Source organism: Streptomyces sp. NPDC012466 (assembly GCF_042955215.1).
Lineage (GTDB): Bacteria > Actinomycetota > Actinomycetes > Streptomycetales > Streptomycetaceae > Streptomyces.
The window spans coordinates 107,519-128,812 of record NZ_JBIBEQ010000013.1; the positions used below are offsets into that span (position 1 = coordinate 107,519).

The window sequence follows — 21,294 nt, forward strand, 5'->3', positions numbered from 1 at the left end:
TCGCTCGGCTCCATGGGCGGCCTGTTCTCCACCACCGTCCTGTACTCGATAGGGAGCGGTGTCGCCGTCGGCGGCGGACTCGCCCTCCTTCTCGTCGCCGTCCGCGGGCTGCCCGTCAAGCCCGACCACGAGAAGCAGAAGGCCGCCGAGCGGGCGAGCGAACTCATCCGCTTCGCCGGCCGGCGCGGCTCGCTCGCCGCCATCGTCGGCCTGGTCGTCCTGGTCCTCACCCGCTGGGCCGTCGCGGGCCTCGCGGCCGGTGTCCTCGTCTTCTTCTGGGACCGCCTGTTCGGCGGAGCCGGTGAGGAGCGGGCCGCCATGCGCCGCGTGGAGGCCCTGGCCTCCTGGACGGAGTCCCTGCGCGACACCATCGCCGGCGCCGTCGGCCTGGAGCAGGCCATCCCGGCCTCCGCCCGCGCCGCGGCCCCCGTCCTGCGACCCCACCTCGACGCCCTCGTCGACCGGCTGCGTGCCCGCACCCCGCTGCCCGAGGCGCTCCAGCAGCTCGCCGACGAGATCGACGACGCCTCCGCCGACATCATCGTCGCGGCCCTCATCCTCAACGCCCGGCTGCGCGGCCCGGGCCTGCGCCAGGTCCTGGGCGCCCTGGCCAAGTCGGCCCGCGAGGAGGTCGACATGCGCCAACGGGTCATGGCCCAGCGCGCGTCGACCCGCAGGTCCGTGCAGATCGTCGTGGCGGTCTCCGTCGCGTTCGTCCTCGGCCTGTCGATCTTCAACCGTGACTTCGTGGCGCCGTACGGAACGGCCGTCGGCCAGCTCGTCCTGGCCTGTGTCTGCGGCCTGTTCGCGCTCGGCTTCTGGTGGCTGCGCAAGCTGTCCACCATCGAGACGCCCGAGCGCTTCCTGGTCCGCGACGAGGCCTCCGTCCAGTTCGTCCGTCCGAGGACGCCGTCGCAAGCGCAGTCCCAGCAGCGGCTGCCGCAGGAAGAGGGGGTTCGCTGATGGACCTCACGATGCCGCTCGTCGTCGGCGCCGTCCTCGGTCTGGGCCTCTACGCCCTCGTGCGCGCCCTCATGCCCGGCAAGCGCAGCGCGATCTCACAGGTCGCGCGGATCGACGCGATGCGGGCCCGCGGCTCGGCCTACGAGTCGGCCCGCGTCGAGCGGGAGAAGGGGCGCCTGGGCGCGCTGCGGGCCGAAGTCGGCCTGCGCGTCTCGGAGTTCTACCTCCAGCAGGGCTGGGAGCAGCGCTCGCTGCGCGCGGACCTCGCGGTGCTGGACCGCAGCTGGGAGAAGTTCCTGGCGACGAAGGTGCTGCTGGGCGTGGCCGGGCTGTTCTTCGGCCCGTTCCTGTTCGCCATCGTCTACACGCTGGGCTTCGGCAGGAGCCCGATCATCCCGGTCTGGCTGGCCCTGCTCTTCGCGGCGGTCTTCTTCTTCCTGCCCGACCTGGAGGTACGGCGGGACGCCGCCGAGAAGCGGCGCGACCTGCGGCGCGTGATCGGCGCCTACCTCGACCTGGTGTCGATGAGCCTCGCCGGCGGACGCGGTCTGCCCGAGGCGCTGATGGCGGCGGCCGAGGTGTCCGACGGCTGGGCCAACCAGCGCATCCGCAACGCCCTGTCCGACGCCCGCATCACCGGCGTCAGCCAGTGGCAGGCGCTCGGCGCGCTCGGCGAGGAGATCGGCGTCGAGGAACTCAAGGACCTCTCCGCCTCCCTGGCCCTGGTCGCGGACGACGGTGCCAAGGTCCGCGAGTCCCTCGCCTCCCGCGCCGAGACCATGCGGCACCGCGAGCTCGCCGAGATCGAGGGCAGCGCGGGCGAGAAGTCCCAGTCGATGCTCGTGGCGCAGCTTCTGCTGTGCGCCGGGTTCCTGGTGTTCCTTATCTTTCCGGCGGCGATGCGGGTGTTCCAGGTGCAGTGAGCCGTGCGTGAGCCTCGCGGTGAGCTCGCAGTGAGCGACCTTCACAACTCCAGAACTCCGTGAACCGATTTCGAAAGGACAAGACGTCATGAACGGACGTAACTTCCACACCGGCATCCCCGCCGTGGACTTCCTCGTCACCTTCCTCCAGGCCCGCACCGAGCGTGCCCGCTCCGGCGAACTGGACCGCGGTGCCTCCGCGGTCGAGTGGGTCATCATCTCCGCGGTCGTCGTGGCGATCGTCGGTGTCGTGGCCGCCATCATCAACGCCGCGCTGAGCGAGGGCGCCAACAAGGTCGGCGACTGCATCAAGGGTGCGGACGCGGGCAAGACCTGCTGACCGTCTCGGGAGCAACGGGGTTCACGGGGATGCCGGCAGACGTCAGCAGACGGGTACGCCGCTGGGTGCGGGCCGCACGGGAACGGGCGGCCACCCGCGGCGACTCAGGCATGACCGCGATCGAGTTCGTGCTGCTCACCCCGGTCCTCTTCTTCATGATTTTCGCGACCGTGCAGTTCGCCCTGTACTTCTTCGCGGACCATGTCGCCCAGGCGGCGGCCCAGGCCGGAGCCCGCAAGGCCCGCGCCACGGCCGACGAGCAGCCGGGCGCGTGGCGGGGCGAGGCACGGGACGTCGTGGACAGCTACATCCGGCAGTTGGGCCCGCAGCTGGTCCTCTCCCCGGACGTGACGATGGTGCAGCCGGAGCAGAACACGGTGGGCGTGGAGATCGCGGCGAGGGTACCGACGGTGTTTCCCGGGCTGGACCTGACGGTCCACGCGCAGTCGGTGGGGCCGGTGGAGCGGTTCGTCCAGGAAGAGGGGAACTGACATGTCCGTCCCCTCGGTTCAGGAGGGCCGCCGGTTCGCGGACGACAGCGGCCTGTCCACCGTCGAGGTCGTGATCCTCGCGCCGGTGATGATCCTGTTCATCCTGGTCCTGGTGGCCTTCGGCCAGCTCGTGGACGGCCGTGGAGCGCTCGACGGCGCGGCCCGGGACGCGGCCCGCGCCGGGTCGATCCAGAAGGACCACGCGACGGCCATGGCCGAGGCGAAGAAGGCCGCCGAGGCGAATCTGGCGGACGTCTGCTCGGGCCCGGTGTCCGTCACGCAGACCAGCCAGGGCTTCGAACCGGACACCATCTTCACGGTCGAGGTGAGCTGCCAGGTGCGGGGACTCGCCATGCTCGGCCTCGACGTCCCGACGACCCTGTCGTCGAGCTTCAGCTCCCCGCTCGATCCCTTCCGGAGGTCGGCGTGAGACACCTCCTGCCGTACTGGCGGGCACGTTGGGCGGCCCGCCGCGCACAGTTGGACGACCGCGGCTCGGGCGCCGGCGCGGTCATCATCTTCACGCTCGTCTTCCTCTCCCTCTCCGCCTTCGTCATCGACGGCGGCCTGTCCATCTCCAAGCGGGAACGCGCCGCCGACATCGCAGAACAGGCGGCCCGCTACGCCGCGCAGGACATCGACCGCGACGCCCTCTACGAGAACGAGGGCGGCCCCGCCCCCATCAACTTCGAGAACTGCGACGCCCGCGTGAAGGCCTTCGCCCGCGAGATGGACATGACGGGTGCGGACATCGGAGCGACCCACTGCGTGGCGGCGAACGCCGAGCAGGTCGAGGTCGAGGTCCAGCTCACGTACTCCCCGGTCTTCACGGGGATGTTCTACGGCGGCGACGTGGTGGTCCACGGCCAGGCGGTGGCGCAGAACGAGGTCGGCTGAGCCGATCCGGAACATTCGGCGAATCTGCACACCGTTCACCGTGAGGTCGTGACGGTGCCGGGCAGAGGCCCATTTTCGCGCCGCGGACCGCGTTCCTGTATCGCGCAGTGGCAGAGGGCGTGAAGGTCGCGAGGTCTTCGGTGACCGAATGGTCACACCCATGAATTCGCTCCCCGGAATCCGACTCCCACCCATAACCGCTGACTGGCCGTGCCTTCTTCAGACGTGCTTTGATCGGTCGCGCTCGAGCACTTCGCATTGTTCTTACGAAGGGAACCGCCCCTCATGGCCTTCACCCCGCAGATCCAGACCGCCCAGATGTCCGACGCCGAGCTGGACATCATCGCCGGCGGTCAGGCGGGTGGCGCCACCGCGGGTGCCGGCGCCGCAGCCGGTCTCTACGTCGAGACCACGGCCGCCGGCCTCACCGCCGGTGTCGGCGGCGGCGTGGGCCTCGCCGTCTCGCCGCAGGGCATCGCGGCGGACCTGCACCTCAACGCGGCCGTCGCTTCCTGACGAACGCATAGGAAAAGGCCCTGGATCTCAGGATTCTGGGCCTTCTCGCGTTTCTCGGCAGCGGTCTACTTCCCCCCGCTGTCCCCCTTGCCGCCTTTTCCGCCCCGTTTGTCCTCGGTCTTCACGGCGTCGTTCACCTTCTTGGCGAGTTCGTCGTCCAGCTTCTTGAACTCGCGCACCACGGCGTCCGACATGCTCGCGAGCGCGTCCAGCTGCTGCGTGATGTCCTCACGCCCGTCCTCCCAGTTGGACTCGAAATCGTCGAGCGCGTCATTGACGCTGCCGTCGCCGATGTCGTCCTTGTAGGACTCGAAAAGCTTCTTGGTGTGATTCAGACGGGTCTTGATGGACCGCAGCCGGCGCCCGTAGCTCTCCAGCTCGGTCAGCGGAAGCGCGAGGTCGCTCTTTCCCTTGCCCATCCGGCAGCCCCCCAACGTCGACACCCTGATCTCAGCAGAACCGTACCGGCTTACGGCCAGGCACTCGAAGCCCTGCTCACGCGCGCCTGACGACCACGCCTACGAAAACCCGCCCGCCTGAGGACTCGTACACCGAGTGGCGCGTCAGCGGTTGATCGACTGGATCTCCTGGACGTTCATGTCCTGCGTGGTCTCGAAGGTGCCGTCCGGCAGGTCGCCGCCGGAGCCGTCGGAGCCCTCCCAGGTGATCTGCCAGGTGACGCTGGCCGACAGCTGGTACGGGGTGCCGTCGGTCGCGTGGAGGTAGCGGATGCCGCACGGCGGGGTCTTGTCGGCGGCGCCCTTGGTGTACGGGGTGCCGATGGAGCCGTCGTCGTTGATCTCGCAGTCGCTCGACGCGGGGAGGACTTCGGCGTCCTTGGTGCCCGGGTCCAGGTGGAGGGCGACGGGCTTGGCCGTCGTCTCCGCCCACAGGCCCGTGCCGGGTAGCTCGGCGCGGACCTTGACCTCCTTGAAGGTGCCCTTGTCCAGCCAGACCCAGGTCGGCAGATTCACCGTCGACCTGGCCGCCGGCTTCAGCTCCACCTCGGTCTCGGGGACCTTCACCTTGTCATAGGCGTAGTCGGCGAGGGTCTCGGGCGTGGGGGCATTGGGGTCGTCGGGGATCGTGCCGGCGTCCTGCCAGAACATCAGCCGGCTGCACAGCGAGGTGTTGTCGATCTCGGTGACGTCCGGAGCCACTCCGCGCCAGAAGTAGCCGTCCTTGCCGAGGTTGTAGTTCTTGTACCCCTTCACCGTGGCCGGCTTGGTGAAGATCGTGGTGGCGTCCTTCTCGTCCCTGAAGTGGTCGGTCCAGAGTTTCGATCCGTACCAGCCGTCACGCAGACCGGCGTCACCGCTGCCGTCGTTCTCCGAGAAGTTCTTCAACTGCTCGGGGGTGAAGACGGGTTCGTACCAGCACGGCGGCGGCTTCCAGTTGACGTCCGTCGAGGCGACATTGCCCTGCTTGCCGCCGGTGGGGCCGCTCACCTGGCTGACCTTGATCCGGGACTGCGAGGCGGAAGCGGAGATCTCGTTGTTCTTGGCCCCGCCGCCGTAACTGCCTTCGCCGCCAAGGGCTAGAGCAGGCGCGGGTGCGAGGAGGGCGGAGGTGAGCGAGAGGACCGTGAGGGGCCGAGATGCGCGTGAGGACCTCACTTGGCGCAGCCACCCCGCTCCGAATGGGCGGACACCGCCTGCCACACGCCCTGGGCGTTCTTGCCCATGGAGATCACGTAGACGACCTCGGGGTCCGTGCCCGCCGGGTTCCCCTTGACCTCGCCGGTCTCGCGGTTCTTCGTGCTGGCCTTGCTCTCATCGGTGCAGTAGGACAGGGACGCCGCTGCCTTGTCCTTGGCGAGGGTCACCTTGGGGTCGAACACGGGCAACTTGCCGATGACGGTGAGGTTCTTGTCCGTGTAGGTCCTGATCCACTGCTGGCTCTGCAGGAAGCCGTTCTTCGTGTCGTAGAAGGCACGGTCCTTGCTGTCGGGGTCGTTCTCGATGATCGCCTCGTACCCCGCCCGGAGCTGTTCCCTGCCGTCGTTCAGCACCGCCTGCTCAACCGGGTCGCTGCTGGTCCAGTTCTCGAAGGTCAGCTGGAAGCTGCTGGGGAGCTTGATCACCGGGCGCTTGACGCCGGATTCCGCGGATGGCGAGGCGGAGACCGATGGGCTGCTCGAGCCGTTGCCCGCACCCTTGATGTCGTCCGATGACGAACCGTCGCTCCCGCCGCAGGCGGTCAGGAGCAACGCCGCCGTCGTGGCGAACGCTGCGGCAGTGGTGGTCAGAGCGCGGCGGGCCACAGTTGATCTCCCCCGTAGTTTCGGTGTACGCGACAGGGAACGAAGCTATCAGGGGTGAGTCATGGCGCCATGGGAGGCAGTGGGGGATCGTGTGGGGGAGGTGAGGAGTGTGGCGTGGCGGTTGCGAACGGTGCCGCTCGAGCCGGGTGACGACCTTCAGGGATCCCCTGACTGAGCAGAGCGACGATCCTCCGGGCACCGTGCGGCGAGCTCGTCAGCCGGGCCCACGAGCCATCCCGGAACGAGAGCTTGAAGTCGGACTCGGCCCTGCTGAATCGCTTGATCTCCGCGCCGACGATCTCGCTCCGCGGCAACGACCAAAGGACAGCCGCGGATCCCGGAGTCTTCCCGCCGCCACCCCAGGAGACGTGGCGACTGCCTCGCGCCGTGTCCTCGTACGACCAGATGCGCACCAGCCCGTCCGGCTCCGCCAGTTGGATCTCGGTCACCGTGCGCCAGGAACGCCGGGAGGGGTCGAGCTGCCAGGGCAGCGTACGAGCCGTCTCACCCACGCCCGCCCGCATGACGGGGAAGTCGGCGACCTCGTTCTCGCGCTCCTCCAGCTTTCCCCGCTTCTCGGGCGACACGGGGCTGCCGAGGGCGTCGGCGATGAGGTGAAGCGGGAGCATCATGAGGCCGGTGACGGCGGTGAGCACGTACTGGCCGAGCCTGCCGAAGAACCCTCGCACCCTGAAAACGGGTCTGGACGGCCAGCCGGGCAGGTCCCGCTCGATGTCGTTGCGTTCGAGGTCCCGAAAGGAGCGCCGCTTCGCCACCGAGGCGGCGGTTCCACTCGCGAACTCGACCCGGTAGCGCTCGGGTTCCTCGCCCATGCCCTTCCTTCACCGTCACTCCGCCTGAGTCACTCAGCGGTTGATCGACTGGATGTCCTGGACGTTCATGTCCTGTGCGGTCTCGAAGGTGCCGTCCGGCAGGTCGCCGCCGGGGCGCTTGACGCCGGACGGCGTCGAGGCGGAGGCCGAAGCCGGCGGACTCGACTCCGCGCCCGCTCCCTTGATGTCGTCCGACGACTTGTCGCCGCCACCGCCGCACGCGGTGAACAGAAGTGCCGCCGTCGAGGCGAACACGGCGGCTGTGGTGGTCGGAGCGCGGCGGGCCCACGGCTTGTCCCCCCGAAGTTCGGTGTGTGCAACAGAGAATGAAGCTATCAGTGGCCCGTAATGTCCCCTGGGCGACCTTGAGTGGTTGTGTGGGGAACGTGACGAGACTGCATGGCAGTTGCGAAGAGGGAGCTCCTGGTTGCCCGGTCGCCGAAGCAACTGTCTGCGGCTGCAGGGGCAAACCGGACGTCAGTGGAGTTCCCTCCCTCTTCCCTTCGACGCCCCCAATGAGAGTCCATAAGATCTCTGTAGGCTCAGCACACCCCCTACCCCACAGCTCGGCCTCACCTCACTCCACACACGACCCCAGGACACCCGCCATGTCGCGACGCCGCACCTCAAGCTCGTCAAGCTCGACGGGAAGTACGACGGGAACGACAGGGACCACGGGCACCCCCAGGAACCGGACGCCGCAGCCGGTGAGGATGCGGCGGAGGTCGTTCGGGGACTTCGTCAAGGCGTTCTTCGCCTTCGTCGCCCTGGCCGTGCTGCTCGTCGGCGTGCCGGGGGCGCTGGCCACGCAGATCGGGTGGCCGCTGCCGAGCGGGGTGCCGAGTTTCGACTGGTTGCAGCAAGAGATCACCGTTCACACGTTCCTGAACATCCTCACCGTCATCGTGTGGCTGGCGTGGGCGCAGTTCACGGCGTGTGTGCTCGTGGAGATGAAGGCCGCGCTGTCGGGTGTCGGCGTGCCCGGACGGGTGCCCGGCGCCGGGCCGAGTCAGTTGCTCGCGCGGCAGCTCGTCGCCGCGCTGCTGCTGGTCGGCGCCACCGCCGCCAGCTTCACGCCCGGGCTGTCACAGCTCGGGCAGGGCTACGACGCCAACCAGAAGCCGACCGTCGCCGCCGCCCAGGCGACCCCCGGGCTCTTCGCCCAGCAGCAGGAGCAGGCCTCCGGTGCCGCAGCGGCCCTCGCCGAGCAGGCCTCGCACGCCGCCGCCCACGCCGACGCCGGTGGCAGCACCGCCAAACAGGGCGACACGAAGTACTACCGGATCCAGCCGCCCGAGGGGCGTCACCACGACTCCCTCTGGGAGATAGCCCAACGGCACCTGGGTGACGGACGCCGTTACAAGGAGATCTTCGAGCTCAACAAGGACCGCGTGCAGCCGGACGGGTCCAAGCTCTCCGAGGCCAGTCTCATCCGGCCCGGCTGGATCATGGAGATGCCGGGCGACGCCCGCGGCGGCGAGCTCGTCGAGATGCCCGACGAGGCGCCCAACGTGTCGCCGGACGTCCAGCAGCAGATCTCCGACTACGCGCGGACCGGGGATCACGCCCAGGGCGGAGGCGGTGCCCAGGGCGGAAGCGACCAGGCGCAAGGAGGCGGCGCCACCCAGGTGTCCGTCCCCGAGCAGCAGCGGCCCGCCCACGAGGCGGGGCACCAGCAGGCGACGGCCGTCGGCGCCGAGTCCGAGAGTTCCTTCGGCCTTCCCGAAGCCCTCCTCGCCGCGCCCCTCCTCGCCGCCGGTCTCCTCGGCGCCCTGGGCCGGCGGCGCCGGCAGGCGCTGTGGCAGTCGGCGTTCGGCTCCATCGGCGGGCGGCGCGGCATGGAGCCGCCCACGCCGAGCGGGGACGCGCAGGACGTGCAGGACGCGCTGCTCGTCGGCGCCGACCCCGAGGGCGTGCGGCTGCTCGACCGGTCCCTGCGCGGTCTCGCCGCCTCCCTCGCCGAGGAGTCGCGGGCGCTGCCGGTCGTGTACGCGGCCTGGCTCAGCAACGGTGACCTGCACCTCCAGCTCGCCCAGCCCGCCGGGAAGCCCCCTGCTCCCTGGCAGCAGGGGCAGGACCAGACCTTCTGGATGCTCTCCCGGACCGACGCCGAGCGCTACGAAGACGTCGACACGGCCGCGCCCTACCCGGGCCTGGTCAGCCTCGGCACCATGGACGACTCGCGGCTGCTGCTCAACCTGGAGGCCGTGCCCGGCATCGTGTCGCTGAGCGGCCGGGAGGCCGACCGGGCCGCCGTCTTCGCGTCCGTCGCCGCCGAGTTGGCCACCAACGGCTGGTCCGACCGCATGACCATCACGCTCGTCGGCTTCGGGGAGGACCTCACCCCGCTCGCCCCCAACCGGATCCGGCACCTCGAGGACATCGAGGCGCTCGTCGAGACCATGGAGGCCGAGACGCGGCAGCGGCGCGGAGCCCTGGGTGCCGCCGGGCACGACTCCGTCCTCACCGGGCGCACCGGGCCCGCCCAGCACACCCGCTGGGCCCCGCACCTCGTCCTGCTCGCCGCCCAGCCGTCCGCCGAGGACGCGGTCAAGCTCGCCGAACTCGCCGCCGACGCGAGCCGGCTCGGCATCGGTTACCTCGTCGGCACCGAGACCGGTGATCTGCCGGGCGCCGCCTGGGAGATGGAGATCACCGGCCAGGGCAAGCTGCTCGCGCCCCTCCTCGGCCTCGAACTGGACGCCCAGTTGCTGCCGGCCGCCCAGCAGCGGGCCGTGGTCCAACTGTTCGTCGAGGCCGACCCGGAGCGCGACACCGACAGGCCGGCGACCACCCCGCCGTTCCTCGTCGACATCAGCGAGCAGGGCCGGCCGGCCGTGTACGCCCGGCTCGTCGGGCCGTACGAGATCATCGGCCTGGACAACCCGGACGGGGAGCGCAGCGCGCTGCTGCACGAGGCGCTCGCCCTGCTGCTCCTGCACCGCGAGGGCGTGCACCCGCGCGTACTGTCCTCCGCGCTGTGGCCGCGCGGTGTCACCGACGACGTGCGCGACGCGCTGCTGGACCGGCTGCGCGAGTGGCTCGGCACCGGCCCCGACGGCACGCCCCGCCTCGCCACCGACCGTTCCGGCCGGCTCACGCTCGCCAAGACGGTCGTCTCCGACCTGGACGTGCTGCGGTCGCTCTACCACGAGGCCACGCAGGGCAAGGGCGTCGGCAGCCGGGCCGTGCGCGGGCGGCTGCTCACGGACGCGCTGGTGCTGGTGCGCGGGCCGCTGCTCGCCGACCGGCCCGAGGGCCGCTACCGGTGGCTCACCCACGAGATCGTCGACGCCCAACTGCCGCTGCTCGTCGCGGACACCGGGCTCGCGCTGTGCGAGTTCCACATGGAGAAGGACCGTGCGGAGAAGGCCATCGAGGCGCTGAACGCGGCCTTGCGCACCGCTCCGGCCGACGAGCGCCTGTGGCACGAGCTGCTGCGCGCCACCCACGCCATGGGTGACGAGGGCCGCCTCCAGTCCCTGGCCGCCGACCTCGTCGCCCGCAGTGGTGCGCGCGGGCTGCCGCCGCGCACGGAGGCGCTGCTCGACGAGCTGCTGCCGGCCTGGCGCGACGCGATCGCCGCGGCGGGATGAGCACCGGGCTGCTGGTCGTCGCCGCCGCGCTGTGGGGCGCGGCGGCGGGTGTGCTGCTGCCGCGCGCGGCCTACCGGTTCTCGGCGCCCTCGGGGGAGGCCTGGCGGAAGGAGTGCCCGGACGGGCACGCCGTGAGGGGCTGGCTGGGGCGGGCGGCGTGCCCGGAGTGCGCGGCGACCGGATACGGACCCCGTACGACCCCCCTGGTGATCGCCACCGCCCTCGTCTGCGCCGCCGTCGCCGCCGCGACCGGCACCCGCCCCGAGCTCGGGGTCTGGCTGCTGCTCGCTCCGGTCGGCGTGCTGCTCACGGTCGTCGACTTCCGCGTACGGCGCCTGCCCGACCCGCTCACCCTTCCCTTCGCCGGTGCCGCACTCGCCCTGCTCGGCCTCACCGCCCTCGTCCCCGAACACGCGGGCGTCTGGACGACCGCCCTGCTCGGCTCCCTCGCCCTGGGCGGCGGCTACTTCGTCCTGTTCCTCATCAACCCGGCGGGCATGGGCTTCGGCGACGTCAAACTCGCCCTCGGCGCGGGCGCCGCCCTCGGCTGGTACGGCTGGCCGACGGTCATGCTGGGCACCTTCGCCGGCTTTCTCCTGGGCGCGCTGTACGGCGCCGCCCTGGTGATCGCCCGCCGGGCCACCCGCAAGACAGCCATCCCCTTCGGCCCGTTCCTGATCACGGGAGCGTTCCTGGGCCTCCTCGTGGGCGCGTACACGGCCTGACGACGCCGCCCCCCGGCGCTGGGATCATCCGCCGCAGCCGTACGACGGCGCTCACCGTGCCGAACACGACGACGGCCGCGAACAGTCCCGTCTGCGCAACCGGCACTGTAATGATGCTGATCATGACAAACGCATCCTCATATCCCACCGGCCCGACCCCGTACCCCACCGGCCCCACCCCGTACCCCGCAGTCCCGGCCCCCGACCCCGCCGGCCACCCCTACCACCGCATGGACCGCACCACAGGCCGGCACCGCTGGTGGCGGCCGTTGGTCGGCACGCTGCTTTTGGTCTGCGGCTACTCCGTGCTGGTCATCGTGCTGCTCGTCGCCTCCTACGTGCTCGGGACGATGGCCGGGTTGCCGGAACTGCCGGACGGGGGTGCCGATTTAGGGCCGCTCGGGAACACGGCGACGGATCTGCTGGCCATCGCGATAGCCCTGCCCCTGGTGCTGCTGGCCACGCTGTGGCCGGCGAGACGGCCGGTCGGAACCGTCTCGTCGGTGACCGGGCGGCTGCGGATCGGCTGGCTCGGGTGGTGTCTGCTGGCCGGGCTGCTGCCCATCCTGCTGCTCACGGTGACGGCCTTCCTCCTGCCGGGCGACTCCGGCGACTCCGGCCAGTCCGAGACATGGGTGGGCTGGCGCTCCTTCCTCGCGGCCATGGCCGTGCTGGCCGCCCTCGTCCCGTTGCAGGCCGCGGCCGAGGAGTACGTCTTCCGCGGCTGGCTGACCCAGGCGGTGGGGGCGTTCGTGCGCTCGCCGTGGCTCGCGGTGATCCCGCAGGCCGTGCTGTTCGCCGCGGCGCACGGCTGGGGCACCCGATGGGGGTTCCTCGGTCTGCTGGTGAACGGCCTGGTGGCGGGACTGCTCACGATCCGCACCGGCGGACTGGAAGCGGCCATCGCCCTGCACGTCCTGAACAACCTGCTGGCCTTCGGCGCCTCCGCCGCGGTCGTCGACGGACTGTCCTCGGACGAGACCGCGGCCGACGCGCCCTGGTCGCTGGCCCTCGCGGCCATGGCCACCGACCTGCTCTACGCCGCGATCGTGCTGTGGTTCGCCCGGCGTCGCAGGCCGCAGCGCCTCTCGCCCCCGGCGCCGACGCCCACCCCGTACCCGGAGTACCCCGGCCCCGCCCGAACGGCCTGACGTCCAGCCCGCCGATCCAGCCCGCCGAACCCCTGGCGTACGCTGGGCTGGTCCGTCCACAACCCTTACGAAAGGGACGCCCGGTGACCGAGAAGGCCGACCTTCAGCCCATCCTCGACCGTGCAGCCGCCGGTGGGCGGATCACCCCGGACGAAGCGCTCGTGCTGTACCGGGACGCCCCGCTGCACGCGCTGGGCGCCGCCGCCGACGCCGTGCGCCGCCGCCGGTACGCCGGCACCGAGCACATCGCGACGTACATCATCGAGCGCAACATCAACTACACGAACGTCTGCGTGACGGCGTGCCGGTTCTGCGCGTTCTACGCCGCTCCCAAGGACACCGCCAAGGGCTGGACGCGTGACCTGGACGACATCCTGCGCCGGTGCGCGGAGACCGTCGAGCTCGGCGGCACCCAGATCATGTTCCAGGGCGGGCACCACCCGGACTACGGCGTCGAGTACTACGAGAAGCACTTCGCGGCGATCAAGAAGGAATTCCCGCAGCTGGTCATCCACAGCCTGGGGGCGTCCGAGGTCGAGCACATGGCCCGGATCTCGAAGGTGTCCGTCGAGGAGGCGATCCGGCGTATTCACGCCGCCGGCCTCGACTCCTTCGCCGGTGCCGGTGCCGAACTGCTGCCCGAGCGGCCCCGCAAGGCCATCGCCCCGCTGAAGGAGTCCGGCGAGCGCTGGCTGGAGATCATGGAGATCGCGCACAACCTGGGCGTGGAATCCACCTCCACCATGCTCATGGGCACCGGCGAGACCAACGCCGAGCGCATCGAGCACCTGAGGATGATCCGGGACGTCCAGGACCGCACGGGCGGCTTCCGCGCCTTCATCCCGTACACCTACCAGCCGGAGAACAACCACCTGAAGGGCCGCACGCAGGCGACGCTCTTCGAGTACCTGCGGATGATCGCCATCGCGCGGCTGTTCATGGACAACATCGCCCACATCCAGGGCTCGTGGCTGACCACGGGCAAGGAGGTCGGGCAGCTCTCCCTGCACTACGGCGCCGACGACCTCGGCTCGATCATGCTGGAGGAGAACGTGGTGTCGTCGGCCGGTGCCAAGCACCGGTCCAACCGGATGGAGATCATCGATCTGATCCGGAAGGCGGGCCGCGTGCCCGCCCAGCGCGCGACCACGTACGAGCACCTCGTCGTCCACGACGACCCGGCGAACGACCCGGTCGACGACCGCGTGGTCTCGCACATCTCCTCCACGGCCATCGAAGGCGGCACGGCTCACCCCGAGCTGAAGCTGCTGGCCCCCAACTGACCCGACGGTGCTGACGATCCACGCCGCCCCGCTGGTCCTGCCGGCGGGCGGCGCACCGGGCGTGGACGGAGCCGTCGTGGACGGAGCCGTCGTGGTGGACGGTGACCGGATCATCGCCGTCGAGCCGTACGAGGACGCCGTCGACCGTGCACCGGGCGCGCGGGTGCGGCGCTGGCCGGGCGTGCTCACCCCGGGTCTGCGGCAGTGGCACCCGCTGTGGCTGCTGCGCCACTGCTACCACCCCGACCCGCGCGAAGCCGACGAGCTGGGCGAAGAGCCCCTGTGGGGCGAGCGGCTGGCGGCCTTGGGCGACCTCACCGAGACCCGCTGGTCGGGCAGCGTGCGGCGCGGTGTGCAGCGGATGCTGCGCCACGGCACGACGGCGGTCGCCTCACCCGGTGCACGCTTCCGCGATCCGCTGGTGGCCACGGCCGTCGCCCGGTCCGGACTGACCGTCGTGGGGACCACGAAGGCGCCCGGCACGCTGCTCGGGGAGCGGCCCGACCTCGACCCGTTCGCCGAGGGGTACGACCTCGCGGGTACCGTCCACGGCCCGTTGGCCGTCGGCGGCCGGGCCGACCTGGCGGTGTTCGACGTACCCGACGAGACGGCCCTGCGGGAGCGCGGCGCGGCCACCTGTGTGGCGACCGTGCTGGCCGGCCGGCTGGTGTACCGGGCCCGCTGACCCAGGGACGGGTCAGCCCGCGAACGCCTTCCCGAAGGCCCCCGTCTCCTGCGTCACCCCGCCGCAGTCCGTCGCCGCCTTCGCCGAGCCGGAGTCGTCCGCGCACTGCCGGTCCCGGGCCGTCGACCACATCGACACCCAGGCGATGCCCTTCTCCTCGGCGAACGCGCGGACCTCGGCGGCGTCCGCGAGGGTGAACGTCTCGGCGGCGACGTCGTTGACGCCGATCATCGAGGTGAGCGCCATGCCCTGCCAGGCGGCCGCGTCCGACGTGCCGAAGACCTTCCTCAGCCGGGTGCGCGCGGCCTCGCGGCCGTGAGGGCGTAGCCGCCCATGTCACCGTCGTACGACGAGCCGTAGTTCCTCGTCATGAGGGTGACGGTGGAGACCTGTACGCCGTGGTCATTGGGGGAGGCGAGCAGGGCGAGCCCGTCCTCGTCCAGGCCCCCGGGCATCACCGGCAGGGTGAACGAGACCTCCGGTCCGGCCCGTTCCTCCTGCAACCGGGCGATCGCCTCCGAACGCAGCGCGATCGAGGCGGAGTCGGCGAGTTCGTCGTCCTCGATGTCGAAGTCGGCCAGGGTGGCGCCGGCCGCGTCGAGGGCCTTGCCGTACGCCGCCGCCGGCTCCGGCGCGCTGTCGCAGTTCACCGCGAGTTCCTTGCCGGAGGCGCCGCCGAAGGAGACCCGGACCCGGGCACCGTCCTTTTTGAGCTGCGCGACGCGGGAGGCGACGGCCGCATCACCGATGGCCTGGCGTGCGTGCCGTTCCTGCCGCTGATCGACCGGTTCTGGGACGTGCCCGCCTCCGAGGTGTACCTGCCGCTGGACAGCCAGTGGTTCATGTTCGGCGTGGGCTGGGTGCTGATCGCGGTGCCCGTGCTGTTGTGCGGCTGGGTCGAGGACGTGGCGGCACGGAAGAAGCCGCGGCTCCTGCCCGGAGGGGGTGCTGCAAGAATGGGCCCGTGACCCGCGCATCCCTGGACAAGCAGCCGCACGAAGTCGCCTCGATGTTCGACGACGTGGCGGAACGGTACGACCTGACCAACGACGTGCTGTCCCTCGGCCAGGACCGGCGATGGCGCAAGGAGGTCGCCAAGGCGGTCGACGCGCGCCCGGCGCAGAAGATCCTCGACCTGGCGGCCGGCACGGGGACCTCCTCGCTGCCCTTCGCCCGCACCGGCGCCTACGTCGTCCCGTGCGACTTCTCCCAGGGCATGCTCCAGGTCGGCAAGCAGCGCCGGCCCTGGCTGCCCTACACCGCAGGCGACGCGACGCGGCTGCCCTTCAAGGACGACAGCTTCGACGCCGTCACCATCTCCTTCGGGCTGCGCAACGTGCAGGACACGGACGCCGCGCTGCGCGAGATGCACCGGGTGACCCGGCCCGGCGGGCGGATCGTGATCTGCGAGTTCTCACACCCGACGTGGGCGCCGTTCCGCACGGTCTACACCGAGTACCTGATGCGCGCCCTGCCGCCGGTCGCCCGGGCCGTCTCGTCCAACCCCGACGCCTACGTCTACCTCGCCGAGTCCATCCGCGCCTGGCCCGACCAGCCCGCCCTGGCCGAGCGGCTGGGCAAGGCCGGCTGGTCCCGGGTGGCCTGGCGCAACCTGAGCGGCGGAATCGTCGCCCTGCACCGGGGCTTCAAGCAGGGCTGATCGCTCTAGCGGGGGCTGAGCACCCGGTACGGGCCGTCGCCCGGCTCGTCCAGCTCCCGCTGGAGTCCGCCCCGGGGCGGTCGCGGCACCCGCGGTTCGTGCACGCCCCCGCCGCCCTCGCCCGGGCCGAAGTCGAACCACACGTAGACCATCGAGTCCCGCGGCACCTCGGCTCCGGCCTGCGGGTACTGGCGTACGACGTAGTCGACGACGGCGAGGTGGAAGTCGGGCCGGTCCGGCGCGTTGAGGAGCAGACCCTGTGCCCGGGCCGTCTCCCGCGCGTCCACGGCCATCAGGCCGACCAGGCGCGGGACGCGCACGTCGGGTGTCTTGCGGGATATGTGCACAGATGTCACCCCCAGCGGTACGGGAAGGGTAACTCCCGCCCCGCACCGGCCGGAAGCGACGGGTGTCTTTCTGTGACAGTCGACTACTGTGCGTCAGCTACCTGGAGGTCGAGCCGGTAGCAGTGCCCGGTCCGCTGCGAGGCCGGTGTCGTGAACGTCTCGGCGAGACGCATCCCCAGGCGCCGGGTCACCGCGATGGACCGGCGGTTGCGGGCGTCGACCATCGCCACGACGCCCGGTACGCCGGTCGCCCGCATCCGTTCCAGCGTCTGCCGCGCGGCCGCGGTGACGTACCCCTTGCCCCAGTGCTCCCTCGCAAGCCGCCAGCCGATCTCGATCTCGCCCGCCGGGCCCCAGGCCCGCTCCCACGGCTGGGCGCCCGTGAACCCGATGACCTGCCCCGACTCGTCGAGCACCGTCCACAGGCAGAAACCGAGCTCGGCGTCGTGCCGGCGCTGGCGGGCGGTGAGCTCCTCGTAGACCGAGAGTTCCGCGGCCCTGCCGCCCTGGAACTCCATGACGTCCGGGTCGTCGAAGATCCGGTGCCAGGCGAACGCGTCCTCGTGAGTGGGGACGCGAAGCCGCACAGCGGGGAGAGCTCGGTTCACGGAGGCAGCCCTTCAGCCGGGTGATGAATGCTGCTGCATAGACTGCCCATGTCCAGTGCCGGTCGGCACGCAAGATTCCGAACTTGGGGAGATCCCGCCGTGACCGTCGTGACCGAGCCCCTCTCCGAGAACACCGCCGATGTGATCGTCGTGGGCGCGGGGCCGGCCGGCTCCACCACCGCCTACCACCTCGCCAAGGCGGGACTCGACGTCCTCCTGCTGGAGAAGACCGAGTTCCCACGCGAGAAGGTCTGCGGCGACGGCCTCACCCCGCGTGCCGTCAAGCAGCTCGTGGCGATGGGCATCGACATCTCGGAGGAGGCGGGCTGGCTGCGCAACAAGGGCCTGCGCATCATCGGCGGCGGGGTGCGGCTCCAGCTCGACTGGCCGGATCTCGCCTCCTTCCCCGACTACGGCCTCGTCCGCAAGCGCGACGACTTCGACGAGCAGCTCGCCCGGCAGGCCCAGAAGGCCGGCGCCCGGCTCTTCGAGCGCTGCAACGTGGGCGCGCCGATCATCGACGACCGCACCGGCCGCATCACCGGCGTGCACGCCAAGCTCGGTGAGGAGAAGCGGGAGGTCACCTTCCGCGCGCCGCTCGTCGTGGCCGCCGACGGCAACTCCACCCGGCTCTCCCTGGCGATGGGCCTGCACCGCCGCGAGGACCGCCCGATGGGGGTGGCGGTGCGCACGTACTTCACCAGCCCGCGCCACGAGGACGACTACCTGGAGTCCTGGCTGGAGCTGTGGGACCGCCGCGGCGCCGAGGACCGTCTCCTGCCCGGCTACGGCTGGATCTTCGGCATGGGCGACGGCACCTCGAACGTCGGCCTGGGCGTCCTCAACACCTCCGACTCCTTCAAGGAGCTGGACTGGCGCGAGGTCCTGAAGGCCTGGTGCGCGTCCATGCCGGAGGACTGGGGCTACACCCCCGACAACATGACCGGCCCGATCCGCGGCGCCGCGCTCCCCATGGCCTTCAACCGCCAGCCGCACTACACCAAGGGCCTGCTGCTCGTCGGCGACGCCGGCGGCCTCGTGAACCCCTTCAACGGCGAGGGCATCGCCTACGCCATGGAATCCGGCCAGATCGCCGCCGACGTCATCGTCCAGGCCCACGCCCGGCCGACCCCCGAGAGCCGCGAACTGGCCCTCCAGCGCTACCCGCGCGTCCTGAAGGACACCTACGGCGGCTACTACACGCTCGGCCGCGCCTTCGTGAAGCTCATCGGCAACCCGAAGGTCATGCAGATCGCGGCCCAGCGCGGCCTCACGCACCCCCTGCTGATGAAGTTCACCCTGAAGCTCCTCGCCAACCTCACCGACCCGACGGGCGGCGACGCGATGGACCGCATCATCAACGGCCTGAGCAGGGTGGCGCCGAAGGCCTGAGCGGGGCCGGCCGGCGGCGCGGGCGGCTTGACGGTTCGTCGGCCCGCCCGCTGCCGACGGCTGGGGCGGGTGGCCGGCCTGTGACGGCGGACGGCTTGGGCCGGGTGCCGGCTCGCCGTGCCGGTGGTCGGGGCGGGTGGCCGGCCTGTGATGGTGGACGGCTTGGGCCGGGTGTCGGCTCGCCGTGCCGGTGGTCCGGGCGGCTTGCCGGCCTGCGCCGGCTGGTGGCGGCTTGCCGACGGGGCCGGTGGCAGGCCCGCGATGCCGGACGGCTTGAGCGCCTGTCGGCCCGCGCTGGTGGCGGCCGGTCCACGCTGCCGGTGGCCCGCCTGTGAGGTCGGCGGCGTGTGCGGGTTGTCGGCCCGCGGCCGACCGCCGAGGCGGGGAGCCGGTCCGTGAGGCCCGGCGGCCTGTTCCGGAAGAGGGCCGCCCGGCGCGGTGTTCGGGCTGCGAGCCGTCAATGCCCTGCCCTTTCAGGACAATTCGGGCATGGAGTGCGCATTCGTGAGCCGTATGGGGCGGACGGCGGTGCCAGGTGCCCCCGAGAAGGGCCCTGGGAGCCCCTGGAGCGCCTCGGAGGCGGGCCGGGGGGTCACGGGGCCTGATGACCCCGGACAGGCCGGGAGGGCCGTTGCCTCGAAGTGGCAGCGGCCCTCAAGCCCGTTCGTGCGGAGGTGTCGGACGGCCGGAGACGTCAGAGGACGCGCACCGCGCCCGACGCCGGGTAGCCCGACAGGTCCTGGATGACGACGCCCTTGGAGGGGTTGGCCGCGTCCAGGTACTGGCCGTTCCCGATGTAGACGCCCACGTGGTACGCGGAGCCCTTGCCGCCCCAGTACAGGATGTCGCCGACCTGGACGCTGGACAGCGGGACGTCCGTGCCGGCCATCGACTGGTCCTGCGAGACGCGCGGCAGGTCCACACCAACCTGCTTGTACGCGGCCTGCACGAGGGAGGAGCAGTCCCAGGCGTTCGGACCGGTGGCGCCCATGACGTAGGCGTCGCCCAGCTGGGCCTTGAGGAACGAGATGACCGTCGCGACGCTGCCGCTGGCGGGCGCCGACACGGACGTGGAGGTGGACGCGGACGCGGAGGCGGAGAGCGTGGCGCGCTCGGCGCTGCGCGTGGCGCGCTCGGCGGCGGCCTTGCGGGCCTCCTCGGCGGCCTTCTTCTTGGCCTCCGCCTTCTTCTTCGCCTCGGCGAGGTCCTTCTTGGCCTCCGCGGCGGCCTTGGCGGCGGCCGCGTCGCGCTCGGCGCGCAGCTCGTAGTTCGCGGCGGCCTGCTGGGTGGCGGCCGCGGACTGGGCCACCTGAGCGGACAGGTCGGCCGTCAGGGTGGGCAGTTCGATGGTCTGCGTCACCGGCTCGGCGGCGCTCGCCGAAGCCGACGCACCTGCCGCCGCCATGCTGAGGACGCCACCGGCAACTCCGGCACGCACGGCGATCGAGGAGGTCGCGCTGCGGCGGGGTTTCCGGTGGCTGCGTATGTGAGCGGTGTGGGACATGGGAATAACCGGTACCAGGGGCTCCTTCATATCTTCAAGAAACGTGTGCTGCGCCACAGTTGTTCATCCGGGCCCTGAAAAACCCCCGACGAGCCCCTTTATTGACGCCCTAACGGACATTGCGGGCGCACCGTGACCAGCCTGTGATCACGGTGTTTGATCAATACGCCCGAATTGCCCCGCGCCTACCACCGGTTGGGCTGATTGGCCAAGCCCTGTTCTCACGGACCTCTCATCGGTGTGACGGAGGTCACGGAACGGTTGCCCCGAAGGCCGCGGACCGGCGCGTAGATCACGGCCGGGTCACGGGCTCGCGGAGATCGTGAACGCGCGCACGCGTCCACACCCCGCCCCGCGCACCCCCTGACGTGTGAACGCGCCTCTATCAAGAGATCAAGTCCATCGCCAATTTGCATGCAAGAGAACCCTCTTGATATTGAGACGACCCCTCCGGCCTGCGATGACGAGCCAAAATGTCACCTCTCGTGATCACTCGGACGCTTCGCGTGTGAAGATCACCGCTCATCCGACTTCATGATCGATCGTCAGGTGGTGGAGATCACAAAGCTTGTGCAATACCCCGTGTCGCAGATCACAGAGCGTCGGGCATAAGATGCACGCGGTTGGGCTTGTGACCTGCTTCACATGTTCCCGATCTTCGCCGGGGCGGGCGGGGTTCGAGGAACGGGTGGGGCGGATGTGAGCCCGACGCAAACCGCCAGCAGTCAGTGCCGACTGAGAGGAGCGAGGAGCGGTGAACGCTTATGCGCCCATCCTCGTACTGGGAGCCCTCGGGGCAGGCTTTGCGATCTTCTCCGTGGTGATGGCCACGTTGATCGGGCCCAAGCGGTACAACCGCGCCAAGCTCGAGGCCTACGAGTGCGGTATCGAGCCGACCCCCACGCCGGCCGGCGGCGGGCGCTTCCCCATCAAGTACTACCTGACGGCGATGCTCTTCATCATTTTCGATATCGAGATCGTCTTCCTCTACCCCTGGGCCGTCACCTTCGACGCCCTGGGGATCTTCGGGCTCGTGGAGATGCTGCTCTTCGTGCTCACCGTCTTCGTCGCGTACGCGTACGTATGGCGGCGCGGCGGCCTGGAATGGGACTGAGGA

Annotated in this window: 23 protein-coding genes and 2 pseudogenes; 16 read left to right on the forward strand and 9 right to left on the reverse strand. The window is 70.7% G+C overall.

Annotation, left to right across the window (positions count from 1 at the left end; all coding sequences use genetic code 11):
• Nucleotides 1-12 precede the first annotated feature (12 nt).
• The 7 genes from ACFY9E_RS36090 to ACFY9E_RS36120 all read left to right on the forward strand — a co-directional run bounded on the left by ACFY9E_RS36090 (nucleotide 13) and on the right by ACFY9E_RS36120 (nucleotide 4,130).
• Nucleotides 13-963 carry a type II secretion system F family protein gene (locus ACFY9E_RS36090; protein WP_390991928.1) on the forward strand — a complete coding sequence of 317 codons (951 nt, stop codon included), beginning with the start codon at nucleotides 13-15 and terminating at the stop codon, nucleotides 961-963.
• Nucleotides 963-1,886 carry a type II secretion system F family protein gene (locus ACFY9E_RS36095; RefSeq protein ID WP_390991759.1) on the forward strand — a complete coding sequence of 308 codons (924 nt, stop codon included), beginning with the start codon at nucleotides 963-965 and terminating at the stop codon, nucleotides 1,884-1,886. The genes ACFY9E_RS36090 and ACFY9E_RS36095 overlap by 1 nt, the downstream gene beginning before the upstream one ends.
• An 88-nt stretch (nucleotides 1,887-1,974) precedes the next feature.
• Nucleotides 1,975-2,226: a hypothetical protein gene (locus tag ACFY9E_RS36100; RefSeq protein WP_010041603.1), complete on the forward strand. Its 252-nt coding sequence runs from the start codon at nucleotides 1,975-1,977 to the stop codon at nucleotides 2,224-2,226.
• Between the two features lie 29 nt (nucleotides 2,227-2,255).
• Nucleotides 2,256-2,717 (forward strand): TadE family protein, encoded by a 462-nt coding sequence (locus ACFY9E_RS36105; protein ID WP_097219035.1) that lies wholly within the window; start codon nucleotides 2,256-2,258, stop codon nucleotides 2,715-2,717.
• 1 nt (nucleotide 2,718) lies between these two features.
• Entirely contained in the window at nucleotides 2,719-3,147 is a 429-nt protein-coding gene (locus ACFY9E_RS36110) for a TadE/TadG family type IV pilus assembly protein (RefSeq protein WP_390991763.1), read from the forward strand.
• On the forward strand, nucleotides 3,144-3,614 hold the full coding sequence (locus ACFY9E_RS36115) for a pilus assembly protein TadG-related protein (RefSeq protein ID WP_390991766.1): 471 nt from the start codon (nucleotides 3,144-3,146) through the stop codon (nucleotides 3,612-3,614). The genes ACFY9E_RS36110 and ACFY9E_RS36115 overlap by 4 nt, the downstream gene beginning before the upstream one ends.
• A 285-nt stretch (nucleotides 3,615-3,899) precedes the next feature.
• Nucleotides 3,900-4,130, forward strand: a complete 231-nt coding sequence (locus ACFY9E_RS36120) for a hypothetical protein (RefSeq protein ID WP_390991769.1) — start codon at nucleotides 3,900-3,902, stop codon at nucleotides 4,128-4,130.
• A 65-nt stretch (nucleotides 4,131-4,195) separates the two neighbouring features.
• On the opposite strand, the gene ACFY9E_RS36125 is transcribed toward ACFY9E_RS36120, so the two are convergent.
• The 5 genes from ACFY9E_RS36125 to ACFY9E_RS36145 form a co-directional block, all read right to left on the reverse strand.
• Nucleotides 4,196-4,549 (reverse strand): hypothetical protein, encoded by a 354-nt coding sequence (locus tag ACFY9E_RS36125; RefSeq protein WP_390991772.1) that lies wholly within the window; start codon nucleotides 4,547-4,549, stop codon nucleotides 4,196-4,198.
• A 144-nt stretch (nucleotides 4,550-4,693) separates the two neighbouring features.
• Nucleotides 4,694-5,746: a hypothetical protein gene (locus ACFY9E_RS36130; RefSeq protein WP_390991775.1), complete on the reverse strand. Its 1,053-nt coding sequence runs from the start codon at nucleotides 5,744-5,746 to the stop codon at nucleotides 4,694-4,696.
• Nucleotides 5,743-6,393 carry a hypothetical protein gene (locus tag ACFY9E_RS36135; RefSeq protein WP_390991777.1) on the reverse strand — a complete coding sequence of 217 codons (651 nt, stop codon included), beginning with the start codon at nucleotides 6,391-6,393 and terminating at the stop codon, nucleotides 5,743-5,745. Before ACFY9E_RS36135 ends, ACFY9E_RS36130 begins: the two co-directional genes overlap by 4 nt.
• Nucleotides 6,394-6,452: 59 nt before the next feature.
• Nucleotides 6,453-7,226 carry a hypothetical protein gene (locus ACFY9E_RS36140; RefSeq protein WP_390991780.1) on the reverse strand — a complete coding sequence of 258 codons (774 nt, stop codon included), beginning with the start codon at nucleotides 7,224-7,226 and terminating at the stop codon, nucleotides 6,453-6,455.
• A gap of 33 nt (nucleotides 7,227-7,259) precedes the next feature.
• A complete protein-coding gene (locus ACFY9E_RS36145) occupies nucleotides 7,260-7,481 on the reverse strand; it encodes a hypothetical protein (protein ID WP_390991783.1) in 222 nt (73 codons plus the stop codon).
• A 353-nt stretch (nucleotides 7,482-7,834) separates the two neighbouring features.
• On the opposite strand from ACFY9E_RS36145, the gene ACFY9E_RS36150 reads away from it, so the two are divergent.
• The 5 genes from ACFY9E_RS36150 (at nucleotide 7,835) to ACFY9E_RS36170 (ending at nucleotide 14,666) form a co-directional block, all read left to right on the forward strand.
• Nucleotides 7,835-10,822 (forward strand): BTAD domain-containing putative transcriptional regulator, encoded by a 2,988-nt coding sequence (locus tag ACFY9E_RS36150; protein ID WP_390991786.1) that lies wholly within the window; start codon nucleotides 7,835-7,837, stop codon nucleotides 10,820-10,822.
• Complete coding sequence (locus ACFY9E_RS36155; RefSeq protein ID WP_390991789.1) at nucleotides 10,819-11,547, forward strand: prepilin peptidase; 729 nt, start codon at nucleotides 10,819-10,821, stop codon at nucleotides 11,545-11,547. The genes ACFY9E_RS36150 and ACFY9E_RS36155 overlap by 4 nt, the downstream gene beginning before the upstream one ends.
• A 230-nt stretch (nucleotides 11,548-11,777) precedes the next feature.
• Nucleotides 11,778-12,698, forward strand: coding sequence for a type II CAAX prenyl endopeptidase Rce1 family protein (locus ACFY9E_RS36160; protein ID WP_390991791.1), 921 nt, complete (start codon nucleotides 11,778-11,780; stop codon nucleotides 12,696-12,698).
• An 83-nt stretch (nucleotides 12,699-12,781) separates the two neighbouring features.
• Entirely contained in the window at nucleotides 12,782-13,981 is a 1,200-nt protein-coding gene (gene mqnC, locus ACFY9E_RS36165) for a cyclic dehypoxanthinyl futalosine synthase (RefSeq protein WP_390991794.1), read from the forward strand.
• 7 nt (nucleotides 13,982-13,988) lie between these two features.
• Nucleotides 13,989-14,666 carry a hypothetical protein gene (locus tag ACFY9E_RS36170; protein WP_390991797.1) on the forward strand — a complete coding sequence of 226 codons (678 nt, stop codon included), beginning with the start codon at nucleotides 13,989-13,991 and terminating at the stop codon, nucleotides 14,664-14,666.
• Between the two features lie 12 nt (nucleotides 14,667-14,678).
• Here the strand turns inward: ACFY9E_RS36170 and ACFY9E_RS36175 are convergent.
• Nucleotides 14,679-15,421, reverse strand: a pseudogene (locus ACFY9E_RS36175) (hydrolase); the annotation flags it as partial.
• A 15-nt stretch (nucleotides 15,422-15,436) separates the two neighbouring features.
• Between ACFY9E_RS36175 and ACFY9E_RS36180 the strand changes: the two are divergent.
• A pseudogene (locus ACFY9E_RS36180) lies at nucleotides 15,437-15,634 on the forward strand (acyltransferase); the annotation flags it as partial.
• Nucleotides 15,631-16,326 carry a demethylmenaquinone methyltransferase gene (locus tag ACFY9E_RS36185; RefSeq protein WP_390991800.1) on the forward strand — a complete coding sequence of 232 codons (696 nt, stop codon included), beginning with the start codon at nucleotides 15,631-15,633 and terminating at the stop codon, nucleotides 16,324-16,326. The pseudogene ACFY9E_RS36180 and the gene ACFY9E_RS36185, both read left to right, overlap by 4 nt.
• Nucleotides 16,327-16,331: 5 nt before the next feature.
• On the opposite strand, the gene ACFY9E_RS36190 is transcribed toward ACFY9E_RS36185, so the two are convergent.
• Both ACFY9E_RS36190 and ACFY9E_RS36195 read right to left on the reverse strand, forming a co-directional pair.
• Entirely contained in the window at nucleotides 16,332-16,646 is a 315-nt protein-coding gene (locus ACFY9E_RS36190) for a PASTA domain-containing protein (protein ID WP_390991930.1), read from the reverse strand.
• A gap of 110 nt (nucleotides 16,647-16,756) precedes the next feature.
• Nucleotides 16,757-17,281, reverse strand: coding sequence for a GNAT family N-acetyltransferase (locus ACFY9E_RS36195; RefSeq protein ID WP_390991803.1), 525 nt, complete (start codon nucleotides 17,279-17,281; stop codon nucleotides 16,757-16,759).
• A gap of 99 nt (nucleotides 17,282-17,380) precedes the next feature.
• On the opposite strand from ACFY9E_RS36195, the gene ACFY9E_RS36200 reads away from it, so the two are divergent.
• A complete protein-coding gene (locus ACFY9E_RS36200) occupies nucleotides 17,381-18,673 on the forward strand; it encodes a geranylgeranyl reductase family protein (RefSeq protein WP_390991806.1) in 1,293 nt (430 codons plus the stop codon).
• A gap of 694 nt (nucleotides 18,674-19,367) precedes the next feature.
• Here the strand turns inward: ACFY9E_RS36200 and ACFY9E_RS36205 are convergent.
• Nucleotides 19,368-20,207 carry an NlpC/P60 family protein gene (locus ACFY9E_RS36205; RefSeq protein ID WP_390991809.1) on the reverse strand — a complete coding sequence of 280 codons (840 nt, stop codon included), beginning with the start codon at nucleotides 20,205-20,207 and terminating at the stop codon, nucleotides 19,368-19,370.
• Nucleotides 20,208-20,931: 724 nt separating this feature from the next.
• On the opposite strand from ACFY9E_RS36205, the gene ACFY9E_RS36210 reads away from it, so the two are divergent.
• Nucleotides 20,932-21,291 (forward strand): NADH-quinone oxidoreductase subunit A, encoded by a 360-nt coding sequence (locus ACFY9E_RS36210; RefSeq protein ID WP_003974383.1) that lies wholly within the window; start codon nucleotides 20,932-20,934, stop codon nucleotides 21,289-21,291.
• Nucleotides 21,292-21,294: the final 3 nt, after the last annotated feature.

What these genes read in the sequence shown, in the direction of transcription:
- ACFY9E_RS36090 (WP_390991928.1), top strand. Translation starts at nt 13, where the DNA reads ATGGGCGGCCTGTTCTCCACCACCGTCCTGTACTCGATAGGGAGCGGT.
- ACFY9E_RS36095 (WP_390991759.1), top strand. Translation starts at nt 963, where the DNA reads ATGGACCTCACGATGCCGCTCGTCGTCGGCGCCGTCCTCGGTCTGGGC.
- ACFY9E_RS36100 (WP_010041603.1), top strand. Translation starts at nt 1,975, where the DNA reads ATGAACGGACGTAACTTCCACACCGGCATCCCCGCCGTGGACTTCCTC.
- ACFY9E_RS36105 (WP_097219035.1), top strand. Translation starts at nt 2,256, where the DNA reads ATGCCGGCAGACGTCAGCAGACGGGTACGCCGCTGGGTGCGGGCCGCA.
- ACFY9E_RS36110 (WP_390991763.1), top strand. Translation starts at nt 2,719, where the DNA reads ATGTCCGTCCCCTCGGTTCAGGAGGGCCGCCGGTTCGCGGACGACAGC.
- ACFY9E_RS36120 (WP_390991769.1), top strand. Translation starts at nt 3,900, where the DNA reads ATGGCCTTCACCCCGCAGATCCAGACCGCCCAGATGTCCGACGCCGAG.
- ACFY9E_RS36125 (WP_390991772.1), bottom strand. Translation starts at nt 4,549, where the DNA reads ATGGGCAAGGGAAAGAGCGACCTCGCGCTTCCGCTGACCGAGCTGGAG.
- ACFY9E_RS36140 (WP_390991780.1), bottom strand. Translation starts at nt 7,226, where the DNA reads ATGGGCGAGGAACCCGAGCGCTACCGGGTCGAGTTCGCGAGTGGAACC.
- ACFY9E_RS36150 (WP_390991786.1), top strand. Translation starts at nt 7,835, where the DNA reads ATGTCGCGACGCCGCACCTCAAGCTCGTCAAGCTCGACGGGAAGTACG.
- ACFY9E_RS36155 (WP_390991789.1), top strand. Translation starts at nt 10,819, where the DNA reads ATGAGCACCGGGCTGCTGGTCGTCGCCGCCGCGCTGTGGGGCGCGGCG.
- ACFY9E_RS36160 (WP_390991791.1), top strand. Translation starts at nt 11,778, where the DNA reads ATGGACCGCACCACAGGCCGGCACCGCTGGTGGCGGCCGTTGGTCGGC.
- ACFY9E_RS36205 (WP_390991809.1), bottom strand. Translation starts at nt 20,207, where the DNA reads ATGAAGGAGCCCCTGGTACCGGTTATTCCCATGTCCCACACCGCTCAC.